This window comes from Pseudomonas sp. C11 (genome assembly GCF_034683865.1).
GTDB lineage: Bacteria > Pseudomonadota > Gammaproteobacteria > Pseudomonadales > Pseudomonadaceae > Aquipseudomonas.
The window spans coordinates 13661-26276 of sequence record NZ_JAWIIP010000019.1 but is presented as its reverse complement, the minus strand read 5'-3'; the positions used below and the strand labels follow the sequence as shown (position 1 = coordinate 26276).

Below are 12616 nucleotides of genomic sequence, written 5' to 3'. Positions count from 1 at the left end.
TGACGGTTATAAGCGGCCATTATGACCAAATGATGACGGTCGCATGACTTCGTGCGACGGCACGTCGCACGGCAAGGCACATATTGTGGCACGACGTGCCACCTTCCGGGCCTTTCGTGGTCGGAGTAGTCTGCATCACCCTCCACCACGAGCACGCGGCATGCTGCATGACCTGATTCGCCAGTTCGGCTACCCGGCCCTGATCCTAGGCACCTTTCTCGAGGGCGAAGTCTCGCTGCTGCTGGCGGCCTACATGGCCGTGCGCGACGTACTGAAGATCGAATGGGTGGCGCTGTGCGCCTTCCTCGGCACCTTCGCCAGCGATCAGCTGTGGTACTACCTGGGCCGCCGCCATGGCCGCGCCCTGCTCGCCCGCAAGCCACGCTGGCAACCGCTGGGCGAACGCGCCAGCGCGCTGATCCAGCGTTACCCGGATCTGTGGGTACTGTGCTTTCGCTTCCTCTACGGCCTGCGCACGGTGATGCCGCTGACCATCGGCCTGTCCGGCTACTCCTGGCGCCGCTACCTGCTGCTCGATGCCATCGGCGCCGGCGTATGGGCCGGTGGTATCAGCCTGCTGGCCTATAGCCTGGGCAACGCCATGGGCGGCCTGCTCGAGGATCTGCGCCATTACCAGATCCTGCTGCTGGCCGCCGTAGTGGTGCTGCTCGCTCTGGCCTGGCTATACCGCTGGCGCAAGGGTCGGCGTGGCTGAGCACAGTACGCCGTTGCAGGTTCAGGTCTCACACAAAAATCAGTTCATACACCCACGTGCGGACTGTTCGCTACGCTACAAGCGGCCGGCGTTCCGGGCCGCCCTACGCGCTGCGCAAGCCATGACCCGAACAGGCTGACCAGACTGTAACCGGCCAGCCATAGCCAGGCGCGCGCATCCACAGCCAAGAGGTCAAACTGCCCGGCCAACCAGAGCGCCGGCAGATTCAGCGCCAGCCGCAGCCACTCCAGGCGCAGCGCCCAGCCACGGTTCTCCAGCCAGACGCCGATGCTGTAGAGCCCCATGGCGATCCAGCCACACCCCAACAGCATCGCGCTCAGCGACAGCGACTCGCCCTGCGCGAGCAACCAGGTTCCGGCCAGCAGGTAGCAAACGAACTGCAACAGCGCATAGACCTGCGCGCCACGGGCCAAGGGCACCTCGAACTTGCAGAAGTCATCCAGCTCGCGCTTGGCCAGCGGATAGCGCGCGGCCACATCGGCCGGCCGCCAACCGGTGGGCATGAACCAGATGCGCAGCCTGTCCCACCAGGCGCTCGCCCGCCAGGCGTCATGCCACAGCCCGGCATAGACCTGTAGGTTGGCCCACAGCGGATTCCAACTGGCCAACGGCACGGTTACACCGAAGACCACCGGATGCTCGTCCAGCTCCTCCTGAAAGGTGCCGAACAAACGATCCCAGACAATGAACACACCGCCGTAATTACGATCCATGTAGATAGGATTCTGCGCATGGTGCACGCGGTGGTTGGACGGCGTGATGAACAGCCACTCGAACCAGCCCAGCTTGGGGATATGCCGGGTATGTACCCAGAACTGATAGAGCAGATTCAGAGCGGCAACGCTGAAAAACACCAGCGGCGGCACACCAACCAGCGCCATCGGCAGGTAGAAGATCCAGCCGAAGATGAAACCCGTGCTGGTTTGCCGCAACGCGGTGGAGAGGTTGTAGTCCTCGCTCTGGTGATGCACCGCATGGGCCGCCCAGAGCACGTTGCGCTCATGGCCCAGGCGGTGGTTCCAGTAGTAGCAGAAGTCATATAGGACGAAGGCGAAGCCCCATACCCAGAGACTGCTGTCTGGGAGCTCGAACAGCGCCAGGTGTTCCCAGGCGAACGCGTAGGTCAACAGGCCAACGACCTTGGTCAGCAGCCCGGTCGCCTGCGACAGCACGCCGGCACTGAGACTGTTCAGCGCATCGGCCAGGCGATAGCTGTGCCGACCACGCAAACGGTCGGCGAGAAGCTCCACTCCGATCAGCAGGAAGAAGAAGGGCACCGCATAGAGAACGTAATTCATGACTGCGCCACGTTGTTGTACTTGTGTCGGGATTGGGCTGTTATTCATCCTATGCCCACGGCAGTGCGGTTTCGCGGCGGCAGGTGACAGTCCGAGCGGCATTTGGCGACACCCACGATAGTCAATCCTCGCGCCCGTTTGCGGAGCGCGCCCTTACTCACCAGGAGTCGAGCATGAACAAGAAAGTGGCAGTGATTCTGTCCGGTTGCGGCGTCTACGATGGCGCCGAGATCCACGAAAGCGTGATCACCCTGCTGCGCCTCGACCAGCGCGGCGCCGAGGTGCAATGCTTCGCTCCCAACGTGGCGCAACTGCATGTGGTCGACCACTATCGCGGCGAGGAAATGAACGAGACGCGCAACGTCCTGGTGGAATCGGCGCGCATCGCCCGCGGCCAGATCAAGGACGTCAGGGAACTGCACGTCGCCGGCTTCGATGCGCTGATTCTGCCCGGTGGCTTCGGCGTGGCGAAGAACCTCTCGGACTTCGCCACCAATGGTGCCGGCTGCACCGTGCAACCCGACGTACTGGCCGCCTGCAAGGCCTTCGTCGACGCCGGCAAGCCGATTGGTCTGATGTGCATCGCCCCGGCGCTGGCGGCGAAAATCTTCGGTGCCGGCGTGGTCTGCACCATCGGCAGCGACCACGACACTGCCGCCGCCATGACCCAGATGGGCGCCGAGCACCACGAGTGCGCCGTGGATGAAATCGTCGAGGACGAAGCGCGCAAGCTGGTCACCACCCCGGCGTACATGCTCGCCCAATCCATCGCCGAAGCCGCCTCAGGCATCAACAAGATGGTCGACCGCGTGCTGGAACTGGCCCACCACTGACGCGACGCCGGGCTGTAGGGTGGGCCGGGCGGCGATCCGCTTCAGCCCACCCTGCTCGCCCTTACCGGCCTCGCTCGCCCCACCCTACCGGCTGCGCCCAGGCCGATCCGGCCAATGCTCACGACACTCCCGCCGCGCCGCTGGCCAAACCGGCCCGCCTGCGGCAGCGTGCCGGGGAGCGATTCGCGGAGCGACAACGATGCCTCAAGCCTTCACCCTGGACGCCGACCTGCAGCAGGCGGTGGCCACCTTCTTCCAACGCATCCCCTTCAACCAGTTGCTCGGTATCGAGATCGACACGCTGAGCGAAGAACAGGTGGTCATGCACCTGCCAATGAAGCCCGAGCTGATCGGCAACTTCGTCCACGGCATCCTGCATGGCGGGGTCATCTCCTCGCTGCTCGACGTCTGTGGCGGCGCCATGGCGCTGATCGGCGCCTTCGCCAACCATCAGCATCTGCCGGCGGCCGAGCGCATGAGCAAACTGTCCAAGCTCGGCACCATCGACCTGCGCATCGACTACCTGCGCCCCGGCCGCGGCCAGCGCTTCATTGCCACCGCCATGCCCCTGCGCGCCGGCAACAAGGTGGCGGTGATCCGCATGGAACTGCATAACGACGAAGGCGTACTGGTGGCGGTTGGTACCGGCACCTACCTGTGCGGCTGAGATGGATGTGTAGGAGCGAGCTCTGCTCGCGAAACGCTCATCACCGACAGATTCGCGAGTAGAGCTCGCTCCTACGACTCGTCGTGACGCCCGAGTCCACCGGAGCCTAACGACTCAAACGCGTGAGAATCCGATCCAGCGCATTGGCGAAGGCCTGCCGATCCTTTTCCGAATAGGGCGCCTGACCACCGCCAACCTGACCCTGTTCGCGTAGATCGGTGAACAGATTACGCACCGCCAGGCGCTCTCCCATATTGCGCTCGTCGAACTCTCGACCATGCGGGTCGAGCGCCGCCACGCCTTTCTTCACCAGGCGATCGGCCAACGGCACATCGCTGCAGATCACCAGCTCGCCCGGCACGGCATGTTCGACCAGATGATCGTCCGCCGCATCCGGCCCGCTGGGCACCACCACCAGCTTCACGCAAGCGAAATTCGGCCGGGCGACGGCCTGCCCCGCTACCAGAACCACCTCGAAGCCCCGCTTGAGGGCGAATTTCACTACCTGGTCGCGCGCCGCCCGAGGGCAGGCGTCGGCATCGATCCACACGCGCATGCAGCACCTTCCGCTATCAATAGGCGCAGTATGCCAGCAAGTTGCGGGGAGCAGCCTCAGCGACGGTGGAAGGGCTCGCAGCGCGAACGCACGGTGCGCGACAAGTGGTCGTCGGTCAGTTCGATCAGATCCAGCTCGACTTCGTCCGGCAGCAGTTCGGCCACCAGCGCAGCCAGACGCCGCTGGCCACGCTGATCGGCCCCGGAAATCGCCAGCAGCAGACGCGGCTGCGGGCCTATGGCGGGATCGCGCAAGGCTGCGAGGTAGGCCTCACAGACCTCGAGCTGGGCACAGACATCGGCAAGCGCCTGCTCCAGAACGGGGTGACGCAGGGGAGCGACCGTCAGCTCAGGGCTGTCGGCGTAATGGGTCGAATGAATCGTGGAGGACATGCGCGCACTCGGCAGAGGAATTGAAACCAGCCTAGGCGCTGTCAGACCAGTTGTCGTGGCGACGGTTCACGCAATGAAGCAACGAAGGCGGCCAAAGCCGCCCTCGTTCACGCATGCAGCGACAGGTTACGCCGCTGTCTGCTGCGCCAGACGCCGACGCTCGCTGAGGCGGCTGCGCCCATACAGCAGTGCGATGCCCGCCAGTGCCAGGCCCTGCGCCGAGAGGCTCCAGGCGTCGGCATGGATACCCAGCCAATCGAAATCGAAGAAGGGTACGGGGCGCGTGCCCAGTACGCCGGCTTCCTGCAGGGCCGCCACGCCATGCCCGGCGAAGACCACCGAGAGCACGCACAACAGGATCGCGTTGGCACCGAAGAAGGTGGCCAGCGGCAGCTTGCGCGAGCCACGCAGAATCACCCAGGCCAGGCCAAGCAGCACTACCAGCGCGGTACCGGCGCCCGCCAGTACTGCACCGTGACCAGCCGGGCCGGCCTGCAGCCAAAGGGTTTCGTAGAACAGGATGACCTCGAACAGCTCACGGTACACCGAGAAGAACGCCAGCACGGCGAAGCCGAAGCGACCACCGCCACCAACCAGGCTGCTCTTGATGTAATCCTGCCAGGCAGCGGCGTGGCGGCGGTCGTGCATCCACACGCCCACCCACAGCAGCACCACGCTGGCGAACAGCGCGGTAGCGCCTTCGAGCAATTCACGCTGGGCACCGCTGACATCGATCAGATAAGCCGCCACGGCCCAGGTGCCAACCCCGGCGAGCAGCGCCAGGCCCCAGCCGATGTGCACGCTGCGCACTGCCTGCTGCTGGCCGGTATTGTTGAGGAAGGCGAGGATCGCTGCCAGCACCAGAATGGCTTCCAGGCCTTCACGCAGCAGGATCAGCAAGCTAGAGAAGAAGCTCAGCGAGGCGTTCATCGCGCCGCCTTCGAGCAGCTCGGCCGACTTGGCCAGCTCGACCTTGGCCAGCTCCAACGCCTGAGCGGCCTGAGCGACGCTGGCGCCATCCTGAATCGCCTGACGGTAGGCCATCAGGGCTTTTTCGGTGGTCTTGCGCTGTACCGCGTCGAGGTTGTCCAGCGCCCCTTCGACCAGTTCGAAGCCTTCCAGGTAAGCACCTACCGAGAGGTCGTAGGCCTGCTCGACATGCCCGTCACGGTAAGCCTGCAGGCTGCGTTCAAGCGTGCTGCGAGTATGCCCGATCAGTTGCTGTGGGCCACGCTGCTCCACCGTCGGCCGTGCGCGCTGAGCCCGGAAGGCCGCGATGTCGCCGCCAGCCGCGGCGACTTCCGCCGGCGTGCGGCCGGCCAACTCGGCCATATCGAAATGTTTCTCGCCCTGCGCCTGAGTCGTGGCGGTAAAGCCGGCGATGTAAGTGGCCAGATCCCAACGCTGGCGGTCGTCGAGCTGATCGGCGAAGGACGGCATGTCAGTGCCTTCGATGCCCAGGCCAAGCGTGTTGTAGAGATCGTAGAGGCTCAGCCGGTCGAGACGCGCAGCGTCGCGCAGATTCGAAGGCGGAGGCTCCAGACCGATACCCGCCGGGCCATCACCCGCGCCGGCATCGCCGTGGCACACCGAGCAATGCTGCGCATAAAGCGGCGCACCACGCTCTGGATCAGGAGTGATGGCCGGCGTCTGCGCCACCTGATACAGCTCGGCCAATTGTGCGCTGAGCTGGCGTGCCTGATGGGCGACCTGCTCACCGGGCTGGCGCTGTTCGACGGCTTGCTGCAACGCAGCGATGCCCTGCTCCAGACCGCTGCGCTCGGCCTTGGCCGGCAAGGCGGCCACCAGGCCTTTCAGCACGCCGAGAAACTCCAGCTGCTCGCGGTACTCACCGGCATCGACCACCTGGCCATCCGCTACCGTGGCCGGATAGTCGGCGCCGATATAGCCAAGCATGTGCAGGGCCTGCGCAGCCCCATCGAGTGACTCTGCCTGGGCGCAAAGGCTGCTCAATGCCAGGACGGAGAGCAACAGGCAGGACAGCAGGGAACGATAACGACTCATCAATGCATTCCGAAACGCGAATGGATGGCATTAATTGTTGCCGCCTTGCCCTGCGCAAACAAGGAAAATCTGAAATATTTGGTAACAGGCCGCCGAATGGCAGCCTGCGTCGTACTCAGACAGCCGCGCGCTTGACCGTCGCCAGCAAGCCTGCCGCTGCGACGAAGAGCGTCGCGAAACTGCGATTCATCACCCGCTGCTGACGTGGCGTACGCAACAGGCGCAGCACACGCGAGGCGAGGCCGGTATAGCCGGCCATCACGATCAGGTCGACCGTGATCATCGTCACGCCCATCACCAGATACTGCGCCACCAGCGGTTCATGCGGATTGATGAACTGCGGCAGTACCGCGAGCATGAAGACGATCGCCTTGGGATTGCTGAAGTTGACCAGGAAACCACGCAACACCAGGGTCAGTGGCCGGCCAATGGGGCGCTCGGCCGCACCGGCATCCAAGTCGCTGGGCAGGGCGACCCACTGCTTGTAGGCGAGGAATACCAGATAAGCCACGCCGAACCACTTGATCACGCTGAAGGCCAGGGCCGAGGTGGCCAGAATGGCGCCTACGCCAGCGGCCACGATGGCGATCTGCAGGGCCAGGCCGAGCTGCAGCCCCAGCGCGTTCCAGTAGCCACGCCAGAAACCGTATTGCATGCCGGCGGACATCGACGCCACGGCACCGGCACCCGGCGACAGGCTGATCACCCAACAGGCGACGAAGAAGGCGAGCCAGGTTTCCATGGCCATGATGCGGTACCTCGGAGAGCGAAAGCAGTAGATGAGCGCTACAGCCTACTCCTGCGCCGGCGTTCAGCGCCAGCGTCGCACCGACTTCTGAAAGAACAGGCTGTTGGGCACCTGCAACAGGGCGCCGGCGCCCTCTTCGCTCGCGTCCTGCAAGGTGGTGTAGAACAGGTTGATGGCGATCACCCGCCCCTTTACACCGGGCTTGTCCGCACTCTCGATGACCTCCACGGTATCGCCCATGCGAAACGGGCCCATGGTGAAGATCAGCAGCGCGCAGAACATGTTCGACAGCACGCTCCAGATGGCGAAGAAGGCCACGGCGGCGACGGCGGTGAAGCCGGTGAGCGCCGTCCACAGCACGGTCGCGGAAACGCCGAGGCGCTCCAGCACCATCAGCAGGGCGCTGCCCATGATCAGCCAGCGCACCAGGCCACGCAGCGGCAGCAGCACTTCCTGCGGCAACAGGCTGTAGCGCTCGCCAAGGCGACTGATGGCGCGGGTGAGGATGCGCTGCGCCATCCAGGCCAGGAGGATGATCAGCAGCACCTGGCCCGCACGCACCAGCGGGTCGCGCCAGGTAGCGAGCAGTTGCAGCAGATCGGCTTGCTCGATCATTCGGCCTCCTCCAACTGTTGCTGCAGCGCCTCCAGGGTTTCCAGCGCCAGCAGCCAGGCTTCTTCCAGCTCCGCTTCGCGTGTCTTGAGCTGCGCCTGCTCGGCCAGACGCTGGCGCAACTCGTCCTTGCGTGCGGACTCGTACAGGGCGCTGTCGCCCAGCTGGGTTTCCACGGCGGCGAGCTTTTCCTGCACCTTGCCCAGCTCCTGTTCGAGCTTGTCGGCCTGCTTCTTGTGCGGTGCCAGTTGCTGGCGCAGCGCCGCGGCAGCCTGACGCTGAGCGCGCTTGTCGGTCTTGTCCGCCGCACCCTCGGCCGGCGCGCTCGGTGGCGCCTGGCGCTGACGGTAATCGACCAGCCAACGTGCGTAGTCGTCGAGGTCGCCATCGAACGGCGCCACACGACCCTCTGCAACCAGGAGGAATTCGTCGGTGGTGCTCTTGAGCAGATGGCGATCGTGCGAAACCACCACCACGGCGCCGGCAAATTCCTGCAGGGCCATGGTCAGCGCCAGGCGCATTTCCAGGTCGAGGTGGTTGGTCGGTTCATCGAGCAGCAGCAGGTTGGGCTTGCCCCAAGCGATCAGCGCCAAGGCCAGGCGCGCCTTCTCGCCACCGGAGAAATTCACCACCGGCTCGTCGCAACGCGCGCCGCGGAAGTCGAAACCACCAAGGAAGTCGCGCAGGGTCTGCTCACGCTCGCTCGGCGCCAGACGCTGCAGGTGCAGCAACGGGCTGGCCTTGTCGTCCAAGGCGTCCAGCTGGTGCTGGGCGAAATAGCCGATCACCAGATTTTCGCCACGGGTCAGGCTGCCACTCAGCGGCTGCAGCTCGGCGGAGAGGTTCTTGATCAGCGTCGACTTGCCCGCACCGTTGGGGCCGAGCAGGCCGATACGCGCGCCCGGTACCAGGCTCAGTTTGACCTGCTGCAGCACGGTCTTGTCGCCATAGCCGAGGCGACCTTCGCTGAGGCTGAGCAGCGGCGTGGAGATCTTGTCGGCCTCGCGGAAGACGAAGTCGAACGGCGAGTCGACATGCGCTGCGCTCAGTTCCTCCATGCGCTCCAACGCCTTGATCCGGCTCTGCGCCTGACGGGCCTTGGTGGCCTGGGCCTTGAAGCGGGCGATGTACTTTTCCATGTGCGCGCGTTGCGCCTGCTGCTTCTCGTACGCCTGTTGCTGCTGGGCCAGACGCTCGGCACGGGTGCGCTCGAAGGCCGTGTAGCCACCGCGGTACAGGTTCAGCTTGCGCTGCTCGACATGGGCAACGTGGTCGACCACGGCATCGAGAAAATCACGGTCGTGAGAAATCAGCAGCAAGGTGCCGGGGTAGCTCTGCAACCAACCCTCGAGCCAGAGAATGGCGTCCAGATCCAGGTGGTTGGTCGGTTCGTCGAGCAACAGTAGGTCAGACGGACACATCAGCGCCTGGGCCAGGTTCAGGCGCATGCGCCAGCCACCGGAGAAGTCGCCGACACGGCGATCCATCTGCGCGTTATCGAAGCCCAGACCAGCCAGCAGCTTGCGCGCGCGGGCGTCGGCGGTATAACCGTCGGCGCTGTCCAGCTCGCTGTGCAGACGGGCGATGGCAGCACCGTCATGCGCCTGCTCGGCAGCGGCCAGTTCGACCTGCACGCGGCGCAGGTTGTGGTCGCCGTCGAGCACGTAATCCACTGCCAGGCGTTCGAGGTTGTCGACCTCCTGGCGCATGTGCGCGATACGCCAGTCGCCGGGCAGCAGGCAATCGCCGGCGTCCGGGGTCAGCTCACCACGCAACAGGGCGAACAAACTGGATTTACCGGCGCCGTTGGCACCGATCAGACCGGCCTTGTGACCGGCGTGCAGGGTCAGTTCCGCGCCTTCGAGAAGGCGTTGCGGACCGCGCTGTAGAGTGAGGTTCTGGAGTCGGATCATAATGGCCGCGGAGTCTACCAAATCGCCCCGGAGGCCGCGTGCAGGATCTGTGGAATTTCGCCCTCGAACTCTACGCCAGGCCCGGTGTGGAACAGGCCTGCCTGCAGCTGCAGGACGCAGGCGGTGATGTTTGCCTGTTGCTGACGGGCGCCTGGCTACAACGACGGGGAGTGCTCAGCAAGGAAAGCCGCCTGCGCGAACTGCGCGATCTTGCCGAACCCTGGCAACAGGAGATGGTGATGCCGCTGCGGCAGTTGCGCCAGCACTGGCGCAACGCTGCCCAGCAGGATGCCGACTGGGCAACCTTGCGCGAACAGCTGAAGAAACTGGAGCTGCAGGCCGAGCGGGTGCTGCTCGAACAATTGCAGGCGTTGGCCGAGAACTGGCCGGATGGAGAGGCCGAAGACGACTGGCTGTCGGCCTTGGCAGGCCAGGACAGCGCCGCGCTGCAAGTGCTGCGCGGCGCCATCCGAGGGCTTTAGGAGGCGCTGGGCGTCACAGAGGCAGACGCAGCTTCGGCCGCGGCAGGCGCTGCCGGGGCCGCAGGTGCGGCAGCAGGCTTGGTAACGGCCTTTTTCACCGGCGCCTTGGCAGCAGCCGGTTTCTTCGCTGCGGCGGGCTTGGCTGGAGCAGCCTTCGGCGCCGGTTTGGCAGCAACAGCTTTGGCTGCAGCAGGCTTGGCGACGGGCTTGCTGGCCGCTGGCTTGGCCGGCGCCTTGGCTGCTACCGGTTTGACCGCTGCTGGCTTGGCAGGTGCTTTGGCAACTGCAGGCTTGGCCGCAGCTTTTGGCGCAACCGGCTTGGCGGCAACGGCCTTGCTGGCAGCGGGTTTGGCAGCCGGCTTGCTCACCGGTTTAGCGGCAGCAGGTTTGGCTGGCGCCTTTTTCACCGGAGCCTTGCTAGCGGCGGGCTTTTTCTCCACCGCAGGCTTGGCGACCGGGGCGGCCGCTTTGGCCTCACGTGCATCGAGCGCCTTGGAAGTCGCTTCCTTTACTTTGCCCACACCCTGGGCCAGCTTCAGGCTCTCCTGAGCATCACGCTTGAGCTGGGCGATGTAGGTGCGGGTCTCGCTCTGGCGATTTTTCAGAGTATCGAGCAGTTCTTCCAGCTCGGCGACCGCGTCCTTGGCCTTGGCTTGCGCCTTCGCCTTACCGGCAACGGCGGCATCCTGCAGCTTGCCGCGGGCCTTGTGCAGTTTTTCCTGAGCCTTGCCACGCTGCTTTTCCAGCTTGGCGAGCAGTTTTTCGGCATCGACCAGCGCTTGCGAGCAGGCGTTCTCGAGATGCTCGAGCAGGCTACCGGCGAGTTGATGCAACAGATGCAACGGGGTACTGACGGACTTCTTCTTGGCCGACATGGCGCGCCTCCAGGCGGATGTGGATGTACCATACTAGTCGCGCGCGTCATGCCCCGCCATAGGCCCGTGGATGACGCCGCACGGCAACCCACGCCAAGCGCTGGCATAATCGCCGGCAACTCGCCTGGAGACTTCGTCATGCGCCGCGCCCTTGCCCTCACCCTGAGCTTCGCCGCCACCCCGTTGTGGTCCGCGCCTGCGCAGGATGATCTCGCCTACAGCCTCGGTGCACGCCTGGGGGAGCGCCTGCGCAGTGAAGTACCGGAACTGCCACTGCCCGTGCTGATCGAGGGCTTGCGCCAGGCCTACAGCGGCCAGCCACTGCGCCTGGACGAAGCACGCATCGACCAGTTGCTCGAAGAGCACGAAGCGCGGATGGAGCAAAACCCGCAGCATCACGCCCAGGCTCGCCAGGATGAAGAACGCTTTCTCGCCGAGGAACGCCGCAAGCCGGGAGTGCGGGCTCTTGAAAATGGCGTATTGATTACCGAACTACGCGCCGGCGACGGCGCCAAACCCAGCGCCCGCAGTCGCGTGCAGGTTCGCTATAGCGGCCAGTTGGCAGACGGCAGTTTGTTCGACGAGAGCCTAACACCGCAGTGGTTCAGGCTCGACAGCCTGATCGCTGGCTGGCGTAGCGCCCTGCTGCAGATGCCGACAGGCGCGCACTGGCGCCTGGTCGTGCCATCGGCGCAGGCATACGGAGAGGAAGGTGCGGGCGACCTGATTCCACCCTTCTCGCCCCTGATCTTCGACCTGGAGCTGGTGGATGTGAGCAACTGACGAAGGGAGTGGCGCAGGCCACTCCCGCCCGTCTCAAACCAGCGCGGCAGCCTGCTCCTGATGGGCGTTGTGCAACACTTCGATCAGGCAGTCTTCCAGCTCGAAGCGCTCATGCAGCAGTTGCCCCAGGTGATGCAGTTGCTCCGACAACGACACGTCATCGCGGCAATCACCGTTGTCACAGCGGTCATTGAAGGCCAGCGCCACCGCCGTGATGGCTTCGAGGCGAGGATAGATCTGCTTGGCCAGTTCCAGCCCGCGCTGATCGTTGAAGGCCTTGGCTTCATTGGTCAACTGTTCATAGACCTCGAAATGCCCGGCCGATACGTAATCGACCATCAATTGGCAGAAGCCCTGCAGGGCCTCACTGCTGGTGCTCGGCACCTGCGGCACATCGACAAGCCCTTTGTAGGCGGTGACCAGTTCATGGCGCTCGTGCAACCAGCGATCGATCAACTGGTGCACGCCTCCCCAGCGCTCTTGGGCGTTGCGACAACTCTCGAGCATGATGAACCTCACTTCCCTTCTCGGTAATGCCTGTTATCTGTCCATTCCGAGACGTTCTTGTGGCTTTTCGTCAGCCAATACGCTCACTCGGGATCTGGCGCCTGGCAGACAAGCCGCTCGCGACATTTTTCTGTCGAACAGAGCCAAACCTCGAAGAAGCAACAGGCATACGGCGTATTTCCGACGTCG

14 protein-coding genes are annotated in these 12616 nt (G+C 64.5%); 5 read left to right on the top strand and 9 right to left on the bottom strand.

Annotation, left to right across the window (positions count from 1 at the left end):
* The first annotated feature begins 160 nt into the window (after window positions 1–160).
* The gene (locus VC352_RS23045; RefSeq protein WP_322981834.1) at window positions 161–715 is read left to right on the top strand and encodes a DedA family protein; all 555 of its coding nucleotides are present in this window, start codon (window positions 161–163) and stop codon (window positions 713–715) included.
* A 44-nt stretch (window positions 716–759) separates the two neighbouring features.
* Here the strand turns inward: VC352_RS23045 and VC352_RS23040 are convergent, their stop codons facing one another.
* A complete protein-coding gene (locus VC352_RS23040; RefSeq protein WP_322981833.1) occupies window positions 760–2034 on the bottom strand; it encodes a sterol desaturase family protein in 1275 nt (424 codons plus the stop codon).
* Between the two features lie 173 nt (window positions 2035–2207).
* Between VC352_RS23040 and elbB the strand changes: the two genes are divergently transcribed.
* Together elbB and VC352_RS23030 are read left to right on the top strand one after the other, a co-directional pair.
* Entirely contained in the window at window positions 2208–2867 is a 660-nt protein-coding gene (gene elbB, locus VC352_RS23035) for an isoprenoid biosynthesis glyoxalase ElbB (RefSeq protein WP_322981832.1), read from the top strand.
* A gap of 199 nt (window positions 2868–3066) precedes the next feature.
* Window positions 3067–3534 carry a thioesterase family protein gene (locus tag VC352_RS23030; protein WP_322981831.1) on the top strand — a complete coding sequence of 156 codons (468 nt, stop codon included), beginning with the start codon at window positions 3067–3069 and terminating at the stop codon, window positions 3532–3534.
* Between the two features lie 106 nt (window positions 3535–3640).
* Here the strand turns inward: VC352_RS23030 and VC352_RS23025 are convergent, their stop codons facing one another.
* The 6 genes from VC352_RS23025 to VC352_RS23000 all read right to left on the bottom strand — a co-directional run bounded on the left by VC352_RS23025 (window position 3641) and on the right by VC352_RS23000 (window position 9780).
* On the bottom strand, window positions 3641–4090 hold the full coding sequence (locus VC352_RS23025) for a YaiI/YqxD family protein (protein WP_322981830.1): 450 nt from the start codon (window positions 4088–4090) through the stop codon (window positions 3641–3643).
* A 56-nt stretch (window positions 4091–4146) separates the two neighbouring features.
* Window positions 4147–4482: an enhanced serine sensitivity protein SseB C-terminal domain-containing protein gene (locus VC352_RS23020; protein ID WP_322981829.1), complete on the bottom strand. Its 336-nt coding sequence runs from the start codon at window positions 4480–4482 to the stop codon at window positions 4147–4149.
* A gap of 126 nt (window positions 4483–4608) precedes the next feature.
* Window positions 4609–6507: a cytochrome c/FTR1 family iron permease gene (locus VC352_RS23015; protein ID WP_322981828.1), complete on the bottom strand. Its 1899-nt coding sequence runs from the start codon at window positions 6505–6507 to the stop codon at window positions 4609–4611.
* 115 nt (window positions 6508–6622) lie between these two features.
* Window positions 6623–7255: a LysE family transporter gene (locus VC352_RS23010; protein ID WP_322981827.1), complete on the bottom strand. Its 633-nt coding sequence runs from the start codon at window positions 7253–7255 to the stop codon at window positions 6623–6625.
* A 63-nt stretch (window positions 7256–7318) separates the two neighbouring features.
* Complete coding sequence (locus VC352_RS23005; RefSeq protein ID WP_322981826.1) at window positions 7319–7870, bottom strand: mechanosensitive ion channel family protein; 552 nt, start codon at window positions 7868–7870, stop codon at window positions 7319–7321.
* Window positions 7867–9780: an ATP-binding cassette domain-containing protein gene (locus VC352_RS23000; protein WP_322981825.1), complete on the bottom strand. Its 1914-nt coding sequence runs from the start codon at window positions 9778–9780 to the stop codon at window positions 7867–7869. The genes VC352_RS23005 and VC352_RS23000 overlap by 4 nt, the downstream gene beginning before the upstream one ends.
* 38 nt (window positions 9781–9818) lie before the next feature.
* Between VC352_RS23000 and VC352_RS22995 the strand changes: the two genes are divergently transcribed.
* A complete protein-coding gene (locus VC352_RS22995; protein WP_322981824.1) occupies window positions 9819–10262 on the top strand; it encodes a TIGR02444 family protein in 444 nt (147 codons plus the stop codon).
* Here VC352_RS22995 and VC352_RS22990 read toward each other — a convergent pair.
* Window positions 10259–11137, bottom strand: a complete 879-nt coding sequence (locus VC352_RS22990) for an AlgP family protein (RefSeq protein WP_322981823.1) — start codon at window positions 11135–11137, stop codon at window positions 10259–10261. The genes VC352_RS22995 and VC352_RS22990 overlap by 4 nt on opposite strands.
* Before the next feature lie 138 nt (window positions 11138–11275).
* On the opposite strand from VC352_RS22990, the gene VC352_RS22985 reads away from it, so the two are divergent.
* Window positions 11276–11920, top strand: a complete 645-nt coding sequence (locus VC352_RS22985) for an FKBP-type peptidyl-prolyl cis-trans isomerase (protein WP_322981822.1) — start codon at window positions 11276–11278, stop codon at window positions 11918–11920.
* 33 nt (window positions 11921–11953) lie between these two features.
* Here VC352_RS22985 and rsd read toward each other — a convergent pair whose 3' ends face one another.
* A complete protein-coding gene (gene rsd, locus VC352_RS22980) occupies window positions 11954–12427 on the bottom strand; it encodes a sigma D regulator (protein WP_322981821.1) in 474 nt (157 codons plus the stop codon).
* Window positions 12428–12616: the final 189 nt, after the last annotated feature.